A 20,231-nucleotide genomic window follows, 5' to 3' on the forward strand; every position below is an offset into this window, starting at 1 on the left:
GCATGACCTCCCCCCTCTCCCCCGGATCCGCCGACCTGCGCCTGGCACCGGCCCGCCCCGAGGCCGTCGTCACCGTCGGCCACGACGTCCGCCTCACCGTCCTCACCGACCGCCTCATCCGCATGGAGCGCTCGGCCTCCGGCACCTTCACCGACGCCGCCACCCAGCTCGTCGTCAACCGCGACCTGGGGCCCGTGCCCGCCTTCGAGGTGCGCCGCGGCCAGGACCGCGTCGAGGTCCTCACCGAGCACCTGCACCTGACCTACCAGCCCTCGCGCGGATTCTCCCGCTCGGGCCTCAAGGTCTCCCTGCGCACCGGGGTCCTCAACCTCCACGGCGGCACCTGGTACCACGGGGACACCTGGGAGGCGGACGAGACCTTCCCCACCAACCTCGGCGGCACCTGCCGCACCCTGGACGAGGCCGACGGCCGCGTGCGCGTCGAGCCCGGCCTGCTCGCCCTGCACGGCCTGAGCGTCATCGACGACTCGCGCTCCCTGCTCGTGCAGCAGGACGAGTGGGTCCGCCCGCGCCCCGGCACCAGCCCGGTGGACGGCTCCACCGACGACGAGGACCTCTACCTCTTCGGCTACGGCCAGGAGTACAAGCGCGCCCTGGCCGACTTCTTCGCCCTCACCGGCCCCACCCCGCTCGTGCCGCGCACCCTGCTGGGCAACTGGTGGAGCCGCTACCACCCCTACAGCCAGGAGTCCTACCTCGCCCTCATGGACCGCTTCGCGGCCGAGGACCTGCCCTTCTCCGTGGCCGTCATCGACATGGACTGGCACTGGGTGGACATCGACCCCGCCATCGGCAACGGCTGGACCGGCTACACCTGGAACACCGACCTCTTCCCCGACCCGAAGGGCTTCCTCGACGCCCTGCACGAGCGGGGCATGCAGGTGACCCTCAACCTCCACCCGGCCGCCGGCGTGCGCCGCCACGAGGCCGCCTACGAGCCCATGATGCGCACGCTCGGCAAGGACCCCGCCAGCGGCGAGGACATCGCCTTCAACGTGGGCGACCCGGACTTCGTGGCCGCCTACCTCGCCCACGCCCACCACCCCCTGGAGGAACAGGGCGTCGACTTCTGGTGGCTCGACTGGCAGCAGGGCGGCGTCACCGACATCCCGGGCCTCGACCCGCTGTGGATGCTCAACCACGTGCACTACCTCGACTCCGGCCGCGAGCGCACCCGCACGCTGAGCGACGGCAGCACCGAGACCTACCGGCGCCGTCCCGTCACCTTCTCGCGCTTCGCCGACGCCTCCAGCCACCGCACCCCCGTCGGCTTCTCCGGGGACACCTGCGCCACCTGGGACTCCCTGCGCTACCAGCCCGAGTTCACCGCCACCGCCGCCAACATCGGCTACTACTGGTGGTCCAACGACATCGGTGGCCACATGCTCGGCCAGAAGGACTCCGAGATGGCCGCCCGCTGGGTCCAGCTCGGCTGCTTCTCCCCCGTCAACCGGCTCCACTCCACGAGCTCCGTGTTCAACTCCAAGGAGCCGTGGCGCTACTCGCGCGACGCCCGCGCCACCATGGACGCCTACCTGCGCCTGCGCCACCGCCTCGTGCCCTACCTGTACACGTGGGCCCGGCGCGCCCACACCGAGGGCGTCGGCCCCGTCCGCCCCGTCTTCCACGACCACCCCTGGCGCATGGGCGCCTACGAGAACCGCCGCGAGTACCTCTTCGGCGACCTGCTCGTCATCCCGGTCACCACGCGCACCGACCCGGTCAGCTCCCTGGCAAGCGAGTCCGCCTGGGTGCCCGAGGGCGTCTGGTTCGACCTGCCCACCGGCCGGCGCTACGAGGTGGTCGGCACCGAGGGCCACGGCCTGACCTTCCACCGCGACCTCGCCCAGGTCCCGGTCCTGGCCCGCGCCGGCAGCGTCGTGCCCCTGGCCGACGACCTCACGGAGGCGGCCGGCGCCAACCCGCGCGCCCTGGGCCTCCTCCTCGTGCCCGGCGCCGACGGCGAGATCGTCATGGAGGAGGACGACGGCTCGGCCGACCCCGGCCAGGACGCCGTCGTGCGCACCCGCGTCGCCCTGACCTGGGACGGGGCCGCGGGCACCGCCCGCGTGGAGCTGGCCCAGGAGGGTCCCGACGGCGTCGTGCCCGCCGAGCGCGAGGTCGTCCTGCACCTGCTGAGCGCGGCAGTGGGCTCCGCCACCGTCGACGGCCGCCCGGCCGAGGTGCGCGAGCGCGAGGCCGACGGCTTCACCCTGGGCGCCGGCGTGGACGTCCTGCTGGGGCCCGTGCGGCCGGGCGAGGGCGTGAGCGTGGAGCTGGAGGGCGTCTCGGTGCGCACCCCGGACACCGCGCAGGAGGTCTTCCGGCTGCTGGAGCCCGCCCAGATCGACTACCTCGTCAAGGACCGGGCCTGGGTCGCCGTCCAGGCAGGGGCCACCGGGACCGCCCTGCTGTCGGCGATGCGCGCTGCGGGCGTCCCGGAGGACGTCGTGGCCGCGGTCTCCGAGGTGGCCTGAGGGCTTCGCCCGCCGCGGGCCCGCCCGGGGGCGCGTGTGATGATGGCCGTATGAGCTCCCTCACCGCCACGCCCCTGGCCGGGCGCCGCGTCGTCGTCACCGGCGTCAGCCGCCGTGCCGGCATCGGCCACGCCGTCGCCTGCCGCGCCGCCGACATGGGCGCCTCCCTCCTGCTGCACCACTGGGCGCCCCACGACGCCGAGCAGCCCTGGGGCGCGGACAGCGTCGAGGCCACCCTCGACTCCGTGCGCTCCCACCTGGCGCCGGGGGCCGTGCTGGAGGACGTGAGCGAGGACCTGCGCGATGCGCAGGCGCCCGCCCGCGTCATCGCGCGGGCCCGCGCCGCCCTGGGCGGGGTGGACGCGCTCGTGTGCAACCACGCCTCCTCCGGCCACGACGGCCGGCTGGAGGAGGTCAGCGTCGCGGACCTGGACCACCACTGGCAGGTCAACGCCCGCGCCTCGCTCCTCCTGCTGAAGGCGATGGCCGCGCTGCCCGACGACGACGCGCTCGCCGGCGGCCGGGCCCGGCGCAGCGCCGTCCTCATGAGCTCCGGCCAGATCCTGGGCCCGATGGCGGACGAGATCGCCTACATCACCTCGAAGGCGGCGCTGGCGGGCGCCACCTCCTCACTGGCCGACGGCCTGGCCGGCCTCGGGATCCGGGTCAACACCGTCAACCCGGGCCCGGTCAACACCGGCTACATGGACACCGGGCTCGAGCGCTCCCTCGCCCCGGCCTTCCCCGGGGGCGTGCCCGCCCGGCCCGAGGACCCCGCCCGGCTCATCTGCTGGCTGCTGACCGATGACGCCGCCTGGGTCACCGGCCAGGTGATCTCGACCGAGGGCGGCTTCCGGCGCTGGGGCCTGTGAGGCGCGCCTGCCTCAATGAAGGGAGGGCGGCGGCGCCGTCGTCCCCCTCTCGTGCAGCCGGGGCGCGTGCAGCAGGTGCTCCTCGTGCCCCGGGTGCGCGATGAGGCGCAGCAGCATGTCGCCCGCCTCGTAGCCCATGGCGTGGGCGTCGATGGCGGAGGCCGTCACCAGGCGCTTGCCCTCCCCCAGCCGGGTGTCCACGCCGACCGAGATGACGGAGAAGGCCTCGGGCACACGCAGCCCCAGGGTCGCGGCGCCCGCGAGCACACCGGACAGCGCGGCCGGGTTGTTGCTCACGACGGCGGTGCAGCCCTGCACGAGCCCATTGCGGTGCACGAGCCGCGCCCCGTGCACCGGGTTGGACGGCAGGCAGCGCAGCACCCCGGTCACGCCCCGGTCCTGGGAGGCGCTCAGCAGCGCGCCGCGCTGCAGGACGTAGGCGCGCGAGCGCTCGTCGTCGTCCACGCGGGTGAGCAGCAGGACGCGGCGGTGACCGAGGGCGGCCAGGTGGTCCAGGGCCAGGACGGCCATCTGCGTGAAGTCCGCGTCGATGCTCGGGGCCCCGCCCAAGCGTCCCGAGCGGCCGATGAGGACGGTGGGCACGCCCTCGTGCAGCAGGACCTCCTCGCGCTCGTCGTCGGCAGCGACGTCCATGAGGATCGCCGAGCCGATGGACTGCGAGCGGATGAGGGCCCGCACGCCCCCGACGGGGTCCTCGCGCAGGCCCATGGGGATGACGACCTGGATGTCCTCGGGCTCGACGCGCGAGCGGATGCCGTCGACGTAGGGCAGGTCCCCGGCCTCGACGGCGGTGCGCCTCATGCGCAGCAGGACGCCGACGCTGCGCACCCGTCGCGAGGCGAGGGTGGCGGCCGAGGCGTTGGGGCGGTAGCCGAGCCGCTCCACGGCCTGAAGGACCCGCTCCTGCGTGCCCCGGCTCACCGAGCGGTCGCCCGTGAGGACGTAGGTGACGGTGGAGGGCGAGACCCCCGCCAGCCGTGCCACGTCCGCGCGCGTCACCGGCATCGCAGATCCTCCTCGGGTCAGTGGGCGGGGCCCGCGGCTCTCAGACGTCGAGCCAGAGGCAGCTGTTGGCCGCCAGGACGCCCTGCGGGCCGGACGGCGTCGAGGAGCCGACGAGCACACTACCCTCCACGGGCAGCGCCACGTCCTCGTCGCCCGTGTTGAGGACGAGGACGGTCCGGCCGTTGCGCACCGCGAGCACGCCCTCGGGCGCCTCGAGCCACTCGGTGCTCCCCCGGCCCAGTCCGCGCTCGCGGCGCAGTCGCAGCCCGGCGCGGTACATCTCGAGGGTCGAGCCGGGAACGCCATCCTGCTCGGCGGGGGCGAAGCGCCCCCAGCCCTCGGGCTGCGGCAGCCAGGTGGCACCCGTGCTGTTGAAGCCGTAGGCGGGGCCGTCGGCGCTCCACGGGAGCGGGACGCGGCACCCGTCGCGGCCGCGGACCTGCTGGCCGGTGCGCAGCCACGTCGGGTCCTGCCGGGCGGTGTCGGCCATCGTCGTGTGCTCCGGCAGCCCCAGCTCCTCGCCCTGGTAGAGGTAGGCGCTGCCGGGCAGCCCCAGGGCGAACAGCGTGAGCGCGCGGGCGCGCTCCAGCCCCAGGGCCTCATCCGGCTGCGGGTTGCCGGGGCCGATGCCGCGCTCGGTGCTCGTGCCGGGCGGGTAGCCGAAGCGGCTGGTGTGGCGCACGACGTCGTGGTTGGACAGGACCCAGGTCGTGGGCGCGCCGACGGCGTCGTTGTGGCCGGTGGTGGTCTCGATGACCTCGCGCAGGTGGTACGCGTCCCAGGGGGACTTGAGAAAGTCGAAGTTGAAGGCCTGGCTCATCTCGTCCTGGCGGACGTACATGGCCGTGTGCGAGGGCGGCTGCACCCAGGCCTCGGCGACGAGGAGCAGGTCGGGGCGGATGGCGTCCAGGACGCCGCGCCACTCCCGGTAGACGTCGTGGACCCCCGGCTGGTCGAACATGGGGCCGACGTCGGGGGCCTTGGGCCGGCCACCGCCCTCATCGTCACCGTCGGCCCAGCGGTCGGGGCCGACCTCGTCGTCGGGCAGGCCCTCGGCCTTGACCAGGCCGTGGGCCACGTCGACGCGGAAGCCGTCCACCCCGTGCTCGAGGACCCAGTAGCGCAGGACGTCGTTGAACATCTCGTGGACCTCGGGGTTGGTCCAGTCGAAGTCGGGCTGCTCGGCGGCGAAGAGGTGCAGGTACCACCAGCCGCGGTCCGCCTCCCGGCCGGTGAGCGGGTGGACCGGCTCCCAGGCGGGGCCGCCGAAGAGGCTGCCCCAGTTGTTCGGGGGCCCGTCCGGGCTGTGGCGGAAGAGGTAGCGGGCCCGCTCGGGTGAGCCCGGGGCGGCGGTGAGGGCCGCCTGGAACCAGGCGTGCTGGTCGGAGGAGTGGTTGGGCACGAGGTCGATGACCACCTTGAGGCCGAGCTCGTGGGCGCGCTGCGTCAGGGCGTCGAAGTCGGCGAGGGTGCCGTACTCGGGGGCGACGTCGCGGTAGTCGGCGACGTCGTAGCCGGCGTCCACCTGCGGAGAGGGGTAGAAGGGTGAGATCCACACGGCGTCCACGCCGAGGGAGGCGATGTGCTCGAGCCGGGAGGTGATGCCCCTCAGGTCACCCAGGCCGTCGCCGTCGGAGTCGGCGAAGGAGCGCGGGTAGACCTGGTAGATGACGGCGTCGCGCCACCAGGCGTCGAGGTCGGTGCGGGTGGGGGGCTGTGCGTCACTCATGCAGGATGTCCTTGTCTGGGTCAGGAGCGGGCCAGGACGGCGCGCGCCGCGCGCGGGCCCTCAGGCGCGGCGGCGGGGTCGGGGACGGGTTCTCAGGACTTGAGCCCGCCGGCGGCGAGGCCGGCGACGATGCGGCGCTGGAAGAGCAGCACCATGATGACCAGCGGCAGAGTCATGATGACTCCGGCCGCCATCTGGGAGCCGAAGGGCGTGTTGAACTGGGCAGCGCCCGTGAACTTCGACAGCAGCACGGTGGCGGGCTGCATCGCCGGGTCGTTGATCATCGTCACGGCGACGAGGAACTCGTTCCAGGCGCCGATGAAGATGATGATGGCGGTGGTGAAGATGCCGGGGGCGGCCAGCGGGAGGATGACCTTGCGGAAGGCCTGGCCCGGGGTGCAGCCGTCCACCATGGCGGACTGCTCGAGCTCGAGCGGCATCTGCCGGAAGAAGCTCGTGAGGTTCCACACCGCCAGCGGCAGTGAGAAGGACAGGTCCGGGATGATCATCGCCTGGTAGGTGTTGATCCACTCCCACGCGGCGAAGTTCTTCAGCAGCGGCACGATGATCGCCACGAGCGGGAACATCGAGGTCGCCAGGACCACGAGGAGCAGGAAGCCCTTGCCGCGGAAGCTCAGGCGCGCCAGCGCGTAGGAGGCGAAGGTCGCGACCGCGAGCGCCACCACGGTGACGATGACCGAGACGATGAGCGAGTTGACCAGACCCGAGGCGAAGTTGTTCTTGGCGGAGAAGACCGCCTCGTAGTTCTCGAAGGAGGGGTTCCTCGGCCACCAGGAGTTCTCGAAGATCTCCGTGTCCGGCCGCAGCGAGGACACGATCATCCAGTAGAAGGGGGCCAGGCAGTAGATGACGATGAGGACGATGCCGAAGGAGGAGAGGATCCCCGCCCAGTCGGTCTTCCTCCTCCTGGTCCCGGGCGCGGCCGTGGTCGCGGTGCTCATGAGCGTCCTCCTTCGGTCAGGGCGGCGGGCTGGGGGGAGCGACGGCGCCGGGGCAGGAACACGGAGGCGTTGAGCTTGCCTCCTGTGGTCTTCTTCTTCTCGACGCTGGCCCCGAGGTCGGCGCCCGTGATCTTGACGAAGGCGAAGGCGAAGATGAAGACGTAGAGGAAGAGGATGAGCGCGTAGGCCGCGGCGGAGCCGTAGCGGAGGTTGGAGGCCTCGTCCTGCACGAGCATGGAGATCGTCTCGACGGAGCTCTTGCGCGGGCCGATGAGGATGTAGGGCAGGTCGAACATGCGCAGGGCGTCGAGGGTGCGGAACAGCACGGCGACGACGAGCGCGGGCTTGACCAGCGGCAGGGTGATGCGGGTGAAGCGCTGCCAGGCGTTGGCGCCGTCGATCTTGGCGGCCTCGTAGACCTCGTCGGGGATGACCTGCAGGCCGGCGAGGGTGAGCAGGCCGATGTAGGGGGCGGTCTTCCACACGTCGGCGATGATGATGGTGAGCTTGGCGGCGGCGTCGCCAGAGGCCCACATGATGTGCTGCCCGAGGATGGCGTTGGCCACGCCGTTCTGGTTGAAGATCCAGCCCCACAGGATGCCGGAGACTGCGGTGGGGATGGCCCAGGGCACGAGGATGGCGGCGCGCACGAAGCCGCGCCCGCGCATGGCCTTGTGCATGATGAGCGCCATCGCGACGCCCAGGACCGTCTCGAGGACGACGGTGACGACGCCGAAGAGGGTCGTGTTGTAGGCGGCCGTCCAGAAGCGCGCACCGGCCTCGGTGAAGATGTCGGTGTAGTTGGCCAGTCCGACGAAGGGCTCGGTGTCGGAGACGAAGCCGGTCTCGGGGTCGAGCCCGGCCTTGCCGAAGAGGGACTGGTAGAGGGACTGGAAGACCGGGATGATGATGACGATCAGCAGGACCGCGATCGTCGGGACCATCAACGTCCAGGCCAGGCGGGCCTGCGCCTTGGAGGCCTTGGACCGGTGGTTGACAACCGCGGCTGGGTACGTGCTCGTGCTCATGGGGCTCCTTTGCGCACCGGGCTCTGCCGGTCCTCGGGGGCGGCGGGTGCGCCGCCCCCGAGGACCTGGGCGTGAGCCGTGTGCGTCAGGCCATCGCCTTGAGCGCGCTCTCGAGGCCGGCGATGGCCTCCTCGGCGGTCGTCTGCTGCTGGATCGCCGGGTAGAAGGCGTCCTGGATCGCAGCGGTGACGTCACCGTAGGAGACGGCCTTGGGGCGGCCGACGGCGGAGTCGAGGGACTCGCGCAGGGTGGTGAGGTAGGGGAACTTCTCGAGCATCTCGGGGTCCTCGTAGAGGGACGCGTTGATGGGGGCGTTCGACTGGGTGTCGAGGGCGTACTTCTCGGACTCGGGGCTGGTCCACCACTTGATGAACTTCAGGGCCGTGGCCTTGTTCTTGGAGTAGGCGGAGATGCCGCAGTTGTGGCCGCCGAGGGTGGGCACGAAGGTGTGCCCACCGAGCGAGGGCAGGGGCGCGATGCCGAACTTCTCGGTGCCCAGCGCCTCGACGTTGTTGGAGTACTGGTAGGGCCACTGGCGGTAGAAGAGGAGGTCGCCGGCCTCGAAGGCGTTGCGGCCGTCTTCCTCCTTCCACTCCAGGGCCTGCTGGGGGATGTAGCCGTCCTTGAAGCCGTCCATGAGGAACTGCAGGCCCTCGACGGCCGCGGGGCTGTTGATGGTGACGTTGTTCTCGTCGTCGTAGTAGGCGGCCCCGAAGGAGTTGATGAACTCGCTGGCGCAGCAGGTCAGGCCCTCGTACTTGGCGAACTGGCCTCCGAAGCCGCCGATGCTCTCGTGGCCAGGGAGCTTGCGCACGGCGTCGATGGCGGCCTTGATGCCGTCCCAGTCGGTGGGGACCTCGGTGATGCCGGCCTCGGCGAGGAAGTCCTTGCGGTAGAACATGATGGAGGAGTCGGTCGCGAAGGGCATGGCGTAGAGCCGGTCCATGTACAGGCCGGTGTTGTAGACGCCCTCGATGACGTCGTCGTAGTGGAGCTCGTCCTTGGGCAGCTCGACGATCCACTGGTTGGCCGCGAACTCGGCGACCCAGACGTTGTCGACGCTGATGACGTCGTAGGCGTCGGACTTGGTCTGGGCGTTGTTGATGAAGGACTGGCGCTGCTGGTCCGCCTCGGAGGAGAGCTCGATGAGGGTGACCTCCTCGCCGGGGTTGGCGGCGTTCCACTCGTCGAGACGCGCCTGGACCTTGCCGCCGGAGAAGTCCTTGCCCTGGACCCAGGTGATGGGGCCGGTGCCCTCGAGGGCGGCGGCGCCGCCGTCGGAGCCACCTGAGCCTCCGGAGCTGCCGGAGCCTCCGGAGCAGGCTGCCGCCGCGGCGAGGGTAGCGGCGATCGCTGAGCCCTGGATGAACCGGCGGCGGGGGAATGCGTTGGCCATGGGGTTTCCTCCTTGAAACACGGGAGCCGCGACGGCGGGAGGGTGGGGTCCCTCCGCTGACATCGACGCGCGTCGACGGCGTGGCGCGACCCACACTACGTCGACGCGCGTCGACGGGAGAAAGCCACTCACCATCCGTTATGGAACCGTGATCTTGTGGCCGGGTCGCGCTTCCGTTCCCGACGGCGACCTTCGCCACACCTGGGCGACACGGGCGCCACCCGCCTCCAGCGGCGCAGGAGACTGAGGCTGCGGCCCCACCACCCACCCCGTGGGCCGCGAGCGAGGAGACCCATGAGCCGGACCAGCCGCACACCCCGGGACGACGGCGCCGGGCACCGCCAGGACGCCATGGCCTTCCGCCCCGACGGCCGCTTCTGGCTCGTCTACGCCTGCCTCATGACCGTCCAGTTCCTCACGGCGATGTACCACACCGTCGTGGCCACCGCACTGCCCACGGTCATCGGGGACCTGGGCGGCGTCGCCCACATGTCCTGGGCCATCACCGCCTACACCCTCGGCCAGACCCTCTCCATGCCCGTCAACGGCAAGCTCGGCGACCTCGTCGGCCGCAAGCAGCTCTACCTGCTCGCCATCGCCCTGTTCGTCACCGGATCCGCCCTGTGCGGCCTCGCCACCGGCATGGGCACCTTCGTCCTCTTCCGCTTCCTGCAGGGCCTGGGCGGCGGCGGGCTCATGGTCTGCTCCCAGGCCATCCTCGGCGACCTCGTCCCACCGCGGGTGCGCGGCACCTACATGGCCCCCATGGGCGCCATGTTCGGCATCGCCGCGGTCCTCGGCCCGCTCCTGGGGGGCTGGCTCACCGACGCCCTCGGCTGGCGCTCGGTCTTCTGGTTCTTCCTTCCCTTCGGCCTCTTCGCCTGGGTCGCCGTCGCCCTGGCCCTGAGGATGCCCGGGCGGCGCACCACCGTGAGCATCGACTGGGCAGGCCTGGCGCTCACCAGCCTGGGCGCCACCACCCTCGTGCTCGTCACGACCTGGGGCGGGACCACCTACGCCTGGACGAGCCCCGTCATCCTCGCCCTCAGCCTCCTGTCCGTCCTGTCCTGGGCGGCGCTCGTCCCGGTCGAGCGCCGCGCCCACGACCCGCTCATCCCCCTGCAGGTCCTCACCAACCACACCTTCGTCGTGGCGACCGTCGTCGCCGTCCTCATGTGCGCGTGCATGTTCGGCATGAACGGCTACATGCCCACCTACCTCCAGATGGTCCACGGCGTGAGCGCCGCCGCCTCCGGCATGGTGCTCGTGCCCGGGGCCGTGGCCATGTTCCTCGGCTCGGTCGTCTCCGGCTGGCTCGTGACCCGCACGGGCCGCTACAAGGTGTACCCCGTGCTCGGCTCGCTCGTGGCCGCCTGCGGCATGGCCCTCCTCGCCCTCATCCCGGCCCACGCCCCGGTGTGGTGGTTCGGCGTCGGCGTGTTCGTCCTCCAGCTGGGCATCGGCATGTTCCTCCAGCTCAGCGTCCTCATCATCCAGAACGCCCTGCCCGCCCGCATGCTCGGCACGGCCACGAGCACGAACAACTTCTTCCGTGAGATCGGCGTGTCCGTGGGCAGCGCCGTCGTCGGGGTCCTGTTCACCACCCGCCTGACCGCCCGCCTGACCGAGGTGGGCATGAGCGCGCAGGAGGCCGCCTCGCTCACCCCCGCCGCCCTGCGCGCGATGGACGGGGCCCGGGCGGCCGTCGTCGTCGACGCCTACCAGCACGCCCTGGCGCCGGTGCTGCTCGCCCTGTCCCCCGTCCTCGTGGTGGCAGCCGTCGTCGCCCTGGCCTTCAGGCCGCTGCCGCTGTCCACGCGCTCCGGGCTCGAGCAGCTGGCCGAGCAGGAGCCCGACGGCGAGGCGAGCGCCTGAGCCCGGCCGCACCGTCCCGGAGGCCGCACCTACCCCTCCGATACCTACCGAACGGACAGTGACTGACGATAGGCTGCGACCCAGGCCGCGCACCGGAGCCGGCCCCGTCACGAGGGAGAGACAGCATGACGACGAGCGAGGTCGCACAGGGCTTCACAAGCGCGGACGCACAGGCCGACCGCTGGGTCGACCCCGAGCTGGTGGCGACCGCGCGCCGCGCCGCCGCCGAGGGCACCGTCCTGCTCACCAACAACGACGTCCTGCCCCTGCCCCCCGGCGAGGACGTCGCCGTCCTCGGCCGCGTCCAGATCGACTGGTTCGCCGTCGGCTACGGCTCCGGGGGCGACGTCAACCCGCCCTACACCACCAACCTCCTCGACAGCCTCACCGAGGCCGGCGTCGCCGTCGACACCGAGCTCGCCGACACCTACCGCGCCTGGTGCGCCGCCCAGAGCGCCCCGAGCGCCGAGTGGGGCCAGTGGCCGCGCCACTACGAGGAGATGCCCCTGGCCGACGAGGCCATCACCGCCGCGGCCCAGCGCGCGCGCACCGCCGTCGTCGTCATCGGCAGGGCCGCCGGTGAGGACCGGGAGAACGTCCTCGAGCCCGGCTCCTACCTGCTCACCGACGACGAGCGCTCCCTCCTGGCGCGCACCACGGCCGCTTTCGAGCGCACCGTCGTCGTCATCGACTCCGGCAACGTCATGGACCTGTCCTGGGCCGAGGAGATGGGCGTCGACGCCCTCCTCATCGCCTGGCCCGGCGGCATGGAGGGCGCCCGGGCCGTCGCCGACGTGCTCACCGGCGCCGTCGAGCCCGGCGGCCGCCTGCCCGACACCATCGCCTACAGCTACGAGGACTACCCCTCCTCCGCCTTCTTCGGCGGCAAGGAGCACAACGACTACACCGAGGACGTCTTCGTCGGCTACCGCTACTTCGAGACCCTCGCCCCCGAGCGGGCCCAGTTCCCCTTCGGCCACGGCCTGGGCTACACCACCTTCGCCCTGGCCGCCACGGCCCCCGAGCGCGACGGGGACACCGTGAGGATGAGCGTGAGCGCCACCAACACGGGCGAGCGCCCCGGCTCCACCGTCGTCCAGGTCTACGCCGCCCCCGCCAGCCGCGCCGTCCTGGGCGTGCCCGCGCGCCAGCTCGTCGCCTTCGCCCGCACCGGGCAGGTCGCCCCCGGCGGCAGCGAGGAGCTCGACCTCACCTTCCCCGTCGAGCGCCTGGCCTCCTTCGACGACTCCGGCACCACCGGGCACCCCCACGCCTGGGTCCTCGAGGCCGGCGAGCACACGCTGCACGTGGGGCTCAGCGTGCGCGAGACCGCCCCCGTCGGCACCGTGAGCGTCGCCGTGACCGAGGTCCTCGAGCAGCTCGAGGAGGCCCTCGCCCCCGACCCCGACCACCCCTTCGAGCGCTGGACCGTCTCCTACGCCCCCGACGGCACCGCCCTGCGCACCACCGAGCCCGCGCCCGTGCGCACCACCGACCTGCGTGAGCGCGTCCTCGCACGACTGCCCGAGCCCATCACCGAGGCCCCCGCCACCGGCTCCACCCTCAAGGACGTGGCCGCCGGCACCGTCAGCCTCGACGCCTTCATCGCCTCCCTGGAGCCCGAGGACCTGGCCGAGCTCGCCTACGGCGACGTCACCATGAGCTCCCCACTGGGCGTGCCCGGCAACGCCGGCGCCTTCGGCGGCGTGCGCGCCCGGCTGCGCGAGCGCGGCATCCCAGCGGTGACGACGACGGACGGGCCCTCCGGCATCCGCGTCTCCGCCTTCGCCTCCCTGCTGCCCTGCGGCACCGCGCTCGCCTCCACCTGGGACCCCGCCCTCATCGAGCGCATGGAGGCGCTGCACGCCCAGGAGATGCGCCGCAAGGGCTCCGACGTCCTGCTGGCCCCGGGCATGAACATCCACCGCGACCCCCTGTGCGGGCGCAACTTCGAGTACTACTCGGAGGACCCCCTGCTCACCGGAGCCTGCGCGGCCGCCTACGTGCGCGGCGTCCAGTCCCAGGGGGTGTCCGCCTGCCCCAAGCACTTCGCGGCCAACAACCAGGAGACCAGCCGCTGGGTCAACGACTCGCGCGTGTCCGCCCGGGCCCTGCGCGAGATCTACCTGCGGGCCTTCCGCATGGTGGTGGCCGAGGCCGCCCCGCGCACGCTCATGACCTCCTACAACAAGGTCAACGGCGTGTGGTCCTACCACAGCTACGACCTCGTCACCACGATCCTGCGGGGCGAGTGGGGCTACGAGGGCGTCGTCATCACCGACTGGTGGGTCCAGAGCGCCCAGGACCCGGGCTTCCCGGCACTGTCCGACTCCGCTTACCGCCTGCGCGCCCAGGACGACGTCCTCATGCCGGGCGCCCTGAGCTGGGAGCACCAGGAGCGCGACGACGGCCACGACCAGTTCATCCTCGAGGCCTTCGACCCCCAGGACGCCAGCGGTGAGCACCTGACCCTGGGCGAGCTGCAGCGCACCGCCCGCAACGTGCTGCGCCTGGTGCTGTCCTCCCCCGCCATGGACCGTCTCGAGGCGCAGGTGGCGCTCGGGCTCAGCTGAGCAGGTGGGCGGGCTCCGGCCGGGCCTCAACCTGGGGACCGCCAGAGCCCGCACCGCCCGCTCATCCGGCGCCGTCGGTCAGCGACGGCGCCCCGGTGCCTCCGCCCTGGCCAGGAGCAGGCCGCGCCGGCGCGCCACGGCCAGGACAGCGGCTCCTGCCACCAGGCAGATGAGCACGGCGACGACGGAGGCCTCCACGCCCATGTCACCACCGGTGAGCCACACGGGGCCGGAGAAGCTGCCCTCGAGGAGCCCCCGGCCGGTTCCCGACCCGGAGACGTCCGAGCCGAAGACGCCGCCCTGAACGAAGTTCCAGGCGGCGTGCACGCCGATCGCGAACCACAGCCTCCGGGTGAGGACGTAGCAGGCGGCCAGGAGGATCCCGGCCTCTGCGGCGATCGCGACCGCCCCGGGCAGGGTCGCGTCGGGGTTGGCCAGGTGGAGCAGGCCGAAGACGAGTGAGCTGACCGCCAGCGACCAGAGGGTGCCGACGCGCTTCTCGACGAGCCGGAACAGCACACCGCGGAACAGCAGCTCCTCGGCGAAGCCGGCGACGAGGCCCGTGTAGAGGCCGACCGTGATGCCAGTGGACCAGCCGACGTCGGTCACCCGGTAGGCGCCGGCGAGCGCGAGCACGGCGAAGACCATGGTGATGAGGACCGTGCCCATGACGAGCCCGGCCGCCAGCTCGCCCAGCGCGCCCGGACGGCTCAGCAGGACGGTGGGCTCACCGGTGAGGCGGCGCACGACCCAGGGCGCGAGGAGGACGACCACGGCGACGGCGGCGAAGGATCCGATGAGGAGCATGAGCGAGGCCCCCGGTTCCCTTCCCAGTGCCGTCGCCGCGCCGAGGAGCACGCCGGACGCGGCCTCGGCCACAACGCAGACACCCAGCAGGGCGAGGGCCTGGAGCCAGGGACGGCGCGCGGGGCGGCGGGCGTCCTCGGCTGCGTCAGCGGGCGTTGGCGGAAGCACAGCAGGTACGTTCACGCTCCGATCCTCGCACGGCCGGTCCTCGGTGCGAGGCCCCGGCTCAGACCCTCTCCATGGGCGCCAGGCGCAGGATGAGGCGCTTGGTGGCCGGGGCGCCGTCGATCGTGAAGGTCACGTGCGCCGTCGTCGAGCGGCCCGAGCCCTCGATCCGCTCGACCGTGCCGACACCGTAGGTCCTGTGACGCACCTGGTCCCCGGCCCGCAGGCCCGCGACCGCCTCCGGCAGGGTCTCCTGGGCCGATGACGCCGAGCCGTCCAGGCGTGTGGGCACCGCCGCCCCGCGCCGGGCCCGGCCCGCCTCGCGCTTGGCCTGGACGCGGTCCTGGGAGGTCTCGACCCGCCCGAGCCGGCCCGTACGCCCGCTCGCGCGGCCCGAGCCGACGGCGGGGGCGAAGTCGTCGTCGTCGGAGTAGCCGCCCGAGCTCCCGCCCCGGCGGTAGGAGCCCCGCCCGGAGCCGAAACCACCCTCGTCCCAGGAGGCGCCCCAGCCGGTCCCGCCCCCGCGCAGCGCGTCCATGGAGGAGGCCAGCCGCTTCCACTCCATGACCTCGGTGGGGATCTCGGACAGGAACCGCGACTCCGGCATCGCCTGGGCGGCGCCCCACGCCGAGCGCACCGCCGCCCGCGTGACGTACAGGCGCCGACGGGCGCGGGTGAGGGCCACGTAGGCCAGGCGCCGCTCCTCGGCGAGCTCGCTGTCCTCCGCCAGGGAGCGCGCGTGCGGGAAGGTGCCGTCCTCCATGCCGGTGACGAACACGACCGGGAACTCCAGGCCCTTGGCGGTGTGGACGGTCATGAGCGTGACCTGCCCCTGCTCGGCGGCCTCGCGGGCCTCGTCGTCGGCGAGGTCGGCGGCCGGGGGCAGCTGGTCGGCGTCGGCCACGAGGCTCACGCGCTCGAGGAAGTCCGCCAGCGTGCCGTCCGGGTTGGCGGCCTGGAAGTCGGTGGCGACGGCGTGCAGCTCGGCCAGGTTCTCGATGCGGCTGGCGTCCTGCGGGTCGTCGGAGGCGCGCAGCTCGGCGAGGTATCCGGAGGCGTCGAGGGCGGAGTCGAGGAGGTCCGCCACGCCGTCGCCCGCGGCCAGCTGGTGGCGCAGGCCCGTGAGCAGCTCGTGGAAGCGGGTCACCTGCGTGCGCGCCCGGGTGGCCAGGCCCTCGACGGCGGGAGGCTCGGTGCCCGGGGCGTCGAGGTCGCCGGCCTCACCGCCGGAGGCGGCCGGGCGCGGAGCCCCGGCGGCGTCGGCGACCGCCTGGCCGAAGGAGACGCCGTGGCGGGCGGCGTGCTCGGCCAGAGCCGCCTCCGCCTTGTCCCCCAGGCCCCGCTTGGGGACGTTGAGGACCCGGCGCACGCTCACGTCGTCGTCGGGGTTGTCCACCGCGCGCAGGTAGGCGATGGCGTCCTTGACCTCGCGGCGGTCGTAGAAGCGGGTGCCGCCCACCACCTTGTAGGGCTGCCCGGAGCGCAGGAAGGCCTCCTCCAGGGCCCGCGACTGCGCGTTGGTGCGGTAGAAGACGGCGACGTCGCGCGGGCGCACGCCCTCGTCGTCGGCGAGGCGGTCGATCTCCTGGCTGATCCAGCGGGCCTCGTCGTGCTCGGAGTCGGCGACGTAGCCGACCACGGGGGCGCCCGCACCGGAGTCGGTGAACAGCTCCTTCTTGCGGCGCCCGGAGTTGTGGCTGATGACGGCGTTGGCAGCGTCGAGAATGTTCTGGGTCGAGCGGTAGTTCTGCTGGAGCAGGATCGTGCGGGCGCTGGGGTAGTCCTGCTCGAACTCCTCGATGTTGCGGATGGTGGCGCCGCGGAAGGCGTAGATCGACTGGTCGGAGTCGCCGACGACCGTGAGCTCGCCCTGGGCGAGCGGCGAGGAGGCGCCGGAGGTGCCGGGCCCGCCGATGAGCTCGCGCACGAGCACGTACTGGGCGTGGTTGGTGTCCTGGTACTCGTCGACGAGGACGTGGCGGAAGCGGCGCCGGTACATCTCCGCGATCGCGGGCTTGGTCTGCAGGAGCTGGACCGTGCGCATGATGAGGTCGTCAAAGTCGAGGGCGTTGGCGGCAGCCAGGCGCGCCTGGTAGGTGCGGTAGACCTCCACGAGGTGGCGCTCGAGCGGGTTGAAGGTGACGGCGTGCTCGGCGAAGGCGGCGGGGGTCACGAGCTCGTTCTTGAGGTCGGAGACCCGGTGGGCGAAGGTCTTGGGGGTGAAGCGCTTGGAGTCGATGCCGAGCTCGCGCACGACGAGCGTGATGAGGCGCTGGGAGTCGGCGGCGTCGTAGATGGAGAAGGTGGAGCGCAGCCCCAGGGCGTCGTGCTCGCGGCGCAGGATGCGCACGCAGGCGGAGTGGAAGGTGGACACCCACATGCGCTCGGCGGCCGGGCCGATGAGGGAGGCGACGCGCTCGCGCATCTCGGCGGCGGCCTTGTTGGTGAAGGTGATGGCCAGGATCTCGCCGGGGCGGGCGCGGCCGGTGGCGAGCAGGTGAGCGATGCGGTGGGTGAGGACCCGGGTCTTGCCGCTTCCGGCCCCGGCGAGGATGAGCAGGGGGGTGCCGGCGTGGGTGACGGCCTCGGCCTGGGGCCCGTTGAGGCCGCGGGTGAGGGAGGCGGGGTCGCCGACGGCGAGGCCCCGGTGGGTGCCGACGGCGCCCGTGCCGGGGGCGGGGTCCGCTCCGTCACGGGCACGGGCCTCGGCGGCCCGGGCCTGGGCACGGGCGACGCGGGCGGCGGTCTCGGCCTGGCGCTCCTCCCAGCCGCCGGCCACCGAGGCACGCTCCTGGGCAGAGGGGGCCTCGTCGTCGGGCTCGTAGCCGGGGTCCTCAGGGACCTCGGCGTCGAGCAGGGAGTCGGCCCAGCCGTCGTCGAGGTCGAGGGAGGCGGGGGCCAGGGCCGGCAGGGCGGCCTCGGCCGGGGGTGTGGCGCCGCCCCTCTGGCCGGGCATGGGCAGGGAGCCGAAGAGGGAGTCCATCGCGTTCATACTGCGCCCAGCCTACTGGCGCGCGCGGACGCGCTTCACAGGTGCTTGAGCGCCTCCCGGCGGCTGAGCGGGGACAGCCCCGGGTGGGTGTCGACGAAGGCGCGGACCCAGGCGGGGTCCGTGCGGGCGTGGTCGCGCAGGGCCCAGCCGATGGCCTTGCGGATGAAGAACTCCGGGTCACCCTCGTTGGCCTCGATGACGTCAGTCAGCAGGCGCCGGTCGGTGCGGTCCTTGTGCTGGAGCTGGCAGATGATGGCGCTGCGCCTGACCCACAGGTCCTCGTCGCGCGCCCAGCGGCGCATCCGGTCGGCCTGGTCGGGGTGCGCGAGCAGCACCGCGCCGACGGCGTGGCTCGTCTCGTCCACCAGGTCCCACCAGGCCCCGCTGCGCACAAGGTGCTGGTAGAGCTCCAGGGACCGCGCCCTCTCGGCGTGTCCGCCCCCGAGCCGGGCGCGAATGACGGCGAGCACCGCGAAGCGCTCCTCACGCCGCTCGGCGCCGTCCCACAGGACGCGCAGGGTCGTCTCCCAGGTGGCGGCATCGACCCACAGTGACGGGTGGCGCCGTGCAACCTCGACGGCCAGGCGACGGGTCTGGGGAACCCCGACGCCGTACATGGGCATCTTCGACTTGAGATAGCGCCGCTGCTGCTCGGCGCGCTGCGGGTCGCCGGCCTGCGCCAGCGCGGCGCGCAGGTCCCCCTGGAGCACGGTGACGGCCCGCGTCGACCGACGTCCCGTGTCCCTGGCGCACGTGTCGGCGGCCGTGACAGCAGTCATGGGCTCAGCATCCCAGATCCTGACCCGATGGGCGCGTAGGTCCTCGAGGACCGGAAGACCTCGGTGACCGCGAGCACCGCCCACATGCCCGGAGCGTGCCGTCACTGCCCTCAGCCCTTGTGGCGGATGACCCGGGCCGGGACCCCGGCGACGACGGCGCCGGCGGGAACGTCCTTGGTGACCACCGCGCCCCCGGCGACAACGGCATCGTCACCGACACTCGTCCCGGGCATGATGGACGCGCCCACACCGATCCACACCCGGCGTCCGACGTGCACCGGGTGACAGTTGAGCACGGTGACGTCATCGAGGCGGTGGTTGTCGGTGACGATGGAGACGTTGGGCCCGATGAAGGTCCCCTCGCCGATATCGATGCCACCGATCGACATCGCTGTGAAGCTGTGGTTGATAAGGACATTCGGGGCGATGCGCATGCGCCTGCCGAAGTCGATCTGCACGGGGGCGAGCAGCCGGATGCTCGGATCCAGCCCACCCTCGACTCCCAGCAGCTCGGCCCACAGCGCCGGCAGGCCCGGGTCGGCCGGCGGGGTGTGGTTGATGCGGAACATGACGTCCCGGCAACGGGCGAACTCGACCCGCACGATGTCGGTGTACTCCTGCTCGAAGAGACTGACGTCGTCACCGTCACTCAGACGGTCCCAGATGCTCTTAGCCGTCATGTTCACCGCCCCATTCACCGGTCGAATCGGGCGACGTCGGCCTGGACCCGCGCGGGCTCCTCGGACAGGGGCACGTGCCGCTGGTCGTCGACGCCCCAGCCGGTGGCGTCGTCGGGCCGGGTGGCGGCGAACAGGGCCTCAACGTCCTCCGGGCCGCTGACGGCGGGGCCGGGCGCTGAGAAGACCTCGACGGTACGACCGAGGGCCGACGGCGAGGCGGCGGCTGCGAGCAGCACCCGGGCCACGTGCGCGGCGTCGACGCCGCGCGAGGAGGTGACGCGGTCGCCCTGGAGGATCTCGATGCCCGTGTCCTCGGCGCCCTGGTGGTTGAACCAGCCGGGACGGATGATCGTGCTGGGCCGCCCGCTCGCGCGCACCAGGCGCTCGGCGCGGCGCTTCCAGTCCATGAAGGGGTAGGTGCCACCGGGGCGGGAGGCGTTCATGGAGGTCATGAGGCTCAGGTGCACGTGCGCGGCGCCCTCGCCAACCGCGTCGAGGGCGTCGAGCAGCGCGAGCACGACCTCGTAGAAGGACTCGCCGTCACGTCCGTCGCTGTCCCCGCTGTGGGTGAGGACGACGGCGTCGACACCTGTGACCAGGCTCGCGAGGTCGGCCGAGCTCGTCGGATCCGCCTCGACGACCGTGAGGCCGGCGGCGCCCTCGCGGCCACCGGGCAGCACCCGCCGGGCGCGGGCGGCGCTGCGGGTCTGGGCACGCACGGCGATTGCCTGCCTGAGGGCCTCGTTGACGACGAGACGACCGATGGTCCCGGTCGCGCCGATGACGGCGACGGTGTTCAGGGTGGTGCTCATGGTGTGCTCCTCCTCGGATGCGGTGGTCTCTGCGGCC

At 72.6% G+C, this 20,231-nt stretch carries 14 protein-coding genes; 4 read left to right on the forward strand and 10 right to left on the reverse strand.

All coding sequences use genetic code 11. The features are described 5' to 3' along the window. The first annotated feature begins 2 nt into the window (after window positions 1-2). Both H6X67_RS09225 and H6X67_RS09230 read left to right on the forward strand, forming a co-directional pair. Window positions 3-2,498 (forward strand): glycoside hydrolase family 31 protein, encoded by a 2,496-nt coding sequence (locus tag H6X67_RS09225; RefSeq protein WP_249367756.1) that lies wholly within the window; start codon window positions 3-5, stop codon window positions 2,496-2,498. Between the two features lie 50 nt (window positions 2,499-2,548). Next, on the forward strand, window positions 2,549-3,370 hold the full coding sequence (locus H6X67_RS09230) for an SDR family oxidoreductase (protein ID WP_249367757.1): 822 nt from the start codon (window positions 2,549-2,551) through the stop codon (window positions 3,368-3,370). 12 nt (window positions 3,371-3,382) lie between these two features. Here the strand turns inward: H6X67_RS09230 and H6X67_RS09235 are convergent, their stop codons facing one another. From H6X67_RS09235 to H6X67_RS09255, 5 genes are all read right to left on the reverse strand, one after another. Next, entirely contained in the window at window positions 3,383-4,396 is a 1,014-nt protein-coding gene (locus H6X67_RS09235; RefSeq protein WP_249367758.1) for a LacI family DNA-binding transcriptional regulator, read from the reverse strand. A 40-nt stretch (window positions 4,397-4,436) separates the two neighbouring features. After that, window positions 4,437-6,125 (reverse strand): glycoside hydrolase family 13 protein, encoded by a 1,689-nt coding sequence (locus H6X67_RS09240; protein WP_249367759.1) that lies wholly within the window; start codon window positions 6,123-6,125, stop codon window positions 4,437-4,439. A 92-nt stretch (window positions 6,126-6,217) separates the two neighbouring features. Further along, complete coding sequence (locus H6X67_RS09245; protein WP_249367760.1) at window positions 6,218-7,087, reverse strand: carbohydrate ABC transporter permease; 870 nt, start codon at window positions 7,085-7,087, stop codon at window positions 6,218-6,220. Further along, window positions 7,084-8,115: a carbohydrate ABC transporter permease gene (locus H6X67_RS09250; RefSeq protein WP_249367761.1), complete on the reverse strand. Its 1,032-nt coding sequence runs from the start codon at window positions 8,113-8,115 to the stop codon at window positions 7,084-7,086. The genes H6X67_RS09245 and H6X67_RS09250 overlap by 4 nt, the downstream gene beginning before the upstream one ends. A gap of 85 nt (window positions 8,116-8,200) precedes the next feature. Continuing rightward, on the reverse strand, window positions 8,201-9,511 hold the full coding sequence (locus tag H6X67_RS09255; RefSeq protein ID WP_249367762.1) for an ABC transporter substrate-binding protein: 1,311 nt from the start codon (window positions 9,509-9,511) through the stop codon (window positions 8,201-8,203). A gap of 294 nt (window positions 9,512-9,805) precedes the next feature. Here H6X67_RS09255 and H6X67_RS09260 point away from each other — a divergent pair, with 294 nt between their 5' ends. Together H6X67_RS09260 and H6X67_RS09265 are read left to right on the forward strand one after the other, a co-directional pair. Beyond that, window positions 9,806-11,386, forward strand: coding sequence for an MDR family MFS transporter (locus H6X67_RS09260; protein ID WP_249367763.1), 1,581 nt, complete (start codon window positions 9,806-9,808; stop codon window positions 11,384-11,386). A gap of 125 nt (window positions 11,387-11,511) precedes the next feature. Next, on the forward strand, window positions 11,512-13,959 hold the full coding sequence (locus H6X67_RS09265; RefSeq protein ID WP_249367764.1) for a glycoside hydrolase family 3 protein: 2,448 nt from the start codon (window positions 11,512-11,514) through the stop codon (window positions 13,957-13,959). 78 nt (window positions 13,960-14,037) lie between these two features. Here the strand turns inward: H6X67_RS09265 and H6X67_RS09270 are convergent, their stop codons facing one another. From H6X67_RS09270 to H6X67_RS09290, 5 genes are all read right to left on the reverse strand, one after another. Continuing rightward, entirely contained in the window at window positions 14,038-14,949 is a 912-nt protein-coding gene (locus tag H6X67_RS09270; protein ID WP_249367765.1) for a CPBP family intramembrane glutamic endopeptidase, read from the reverse strand. Between the two features lie 43 nt (window positions 14,950-14,992). Continuing rightward, the gene (locus H6X67_RS09275) at window positions 14,993-17,923 is read right to left on the reverse strand and encodes a UvrD-helicase domain-containing protein (RefSeq protein WP_249367766.1); all 2,931 of its coding nucleotides are present in this window, start codon (window positions 17,921-17,923) and stop codon (window positions 14,993-14,995) included. 35 nt (window positions 17,924-17,958) lie between these two features. After that, window positions 17,959-18,702 carry a DNA alkylation repair protein gene (locus tag H6X67_RS09280; RefSeq protein ID WP_249367767.1) on the reverse strand — a complete coding sequence of 248 codons (744 nt, stop codon included), beginning with the start codon at window positions 18,700-18,702 and terminating at the stop codon, window positions 17,959-17,961. Between the two features lie 110 nt (window positions 18,703-18,812). Then, window positions 18,813-19,382, reverse strand: a complete 570-nt coding sequence (locus H6X67_RS11905) for a DapH/DapD/GlmU-related protein (protein WP_283251371.1) — start codon at window positions 19,380-19,382, stop codon at window positions 18,813-18,815. A 14-nt stretch (window positions 19,383-19,396) separates the two neighbouring features. Next, complete coding sequence (locus H6X67_RS09290) at window positions 19,397-20,194, reverse strand: NAD(P)H-binding protein (protein ID WP_249367768.1); 798 nt, start codon at window positions 20,192-20,194, stop codon at window positions 19,397-19,399. Between the last annotated feature and the right edge of the window lie 37 nt (window positions 20,195-20,231).

Source organism: Actinomyces sp. AC-20-1 (genome assembly GCF_023369555.1).
GTDB lineage: Bacteria > Actinomycetota > Actinomycetes > Actinomycetales > Actinomycetaceae > Actinomyces.

Excerpts from the sequence above, each read along its gene's own strand:
- H6X67_RS09225 (WP_249367756.1), top strand. The coding sequence starts at position 3 with ATGACCTCCCCCCTCTCCCCCGGATCCGCCGACCTGCGCCTGGCACCG.
- H6X67_RS09230 (WP_249367757.1), top strand. The coding sequence starts at position 2,549 with ATGAGCTCCCTCACCGCCACGCCCCTGGCCGGGCGCCGCGTCGTCGTC.
- H6X67_RS09235 (WP_249367758.1), bottom strand. The coding sequence starts at position 4,396 with ATGCCGGTGACGCGCGCGGACGTGGCACGGCTGGCGGGGGTCTCGCCC.
- H6X67_RS09240 (WP_249367759.1), bottom strand. The coding sequence starts at position 6,125 with ATGAGTGACGCACAGCCCCCCACCCGCACCGACCTCGACGCCTGGTGG.
- H6X67_RS09245 (WP_249367760.1), bottom strand. The coding sequence starts at position 7,087 with ATGAGCACCGCGACCACGGCCGCGCCCGGGACCAGGAGGAGGAAGACC.
- H6X67_RS09250 (WP_249367761.1), bottom strand. The coding sequence starts at position 8,115 with ATGAGCACGAGCACGTACCCAGCCGCGGTTGTCAACCACCGGTCCAAG.
- H6X67_RS09255 (WP_249367762.1), bottom strand. The coding sequence starts at position 9,511 with ATGGCCAACGCATTCCCCCGCCGCCGGTTCATCCAGGGCTCAGCGATC.
- H6X67_RS09260 (WP_249367763.1), top strand. The coding sequence starts at position 9,806 with ATGAGCCGGACCAGCCGCACACCCCGGGACGACGGCGCCGGGCACCGC.
- H6X67_RS09265 (WP_249367764.1), top strand. The coding sequence starts at position 11,512 with ATGACGACGAGCGAGGTCGCACAGGGCTTCACAAGCGCGGACGCACAG.
- H6X67_RS09275 (WP_249367766.1), bottom strand. The coding sequence starts at position 17,923 with ATGAACGCGATGGACTCCCTCTTCGGCTCCCTGCCCATGCCCGGCCAG.
- H6X67_RS09280 (WP_249367767.1), bottom strand. The coding sequence starts at position 18,702 with ATGACTGCTGTCACGGCCGCCGACACGTGCGCCAGGGACACGGGACGT.
- H6X67_RS11905 (WP_283251371.1), bottom strand. The coding sequence starts at position 19,382 with ATGACGGCTAAGAGCATCTGGGACCGTCTGAGTGACGGTGACGACGTC.
- H6X67_RS09290 (WP_249367768.1), bottom strand. The coding sequence starts at position 20,194 with ATGAGCACCACCCTGAACACCGTCGCCGTCATCGGCGCGACCGGGACC.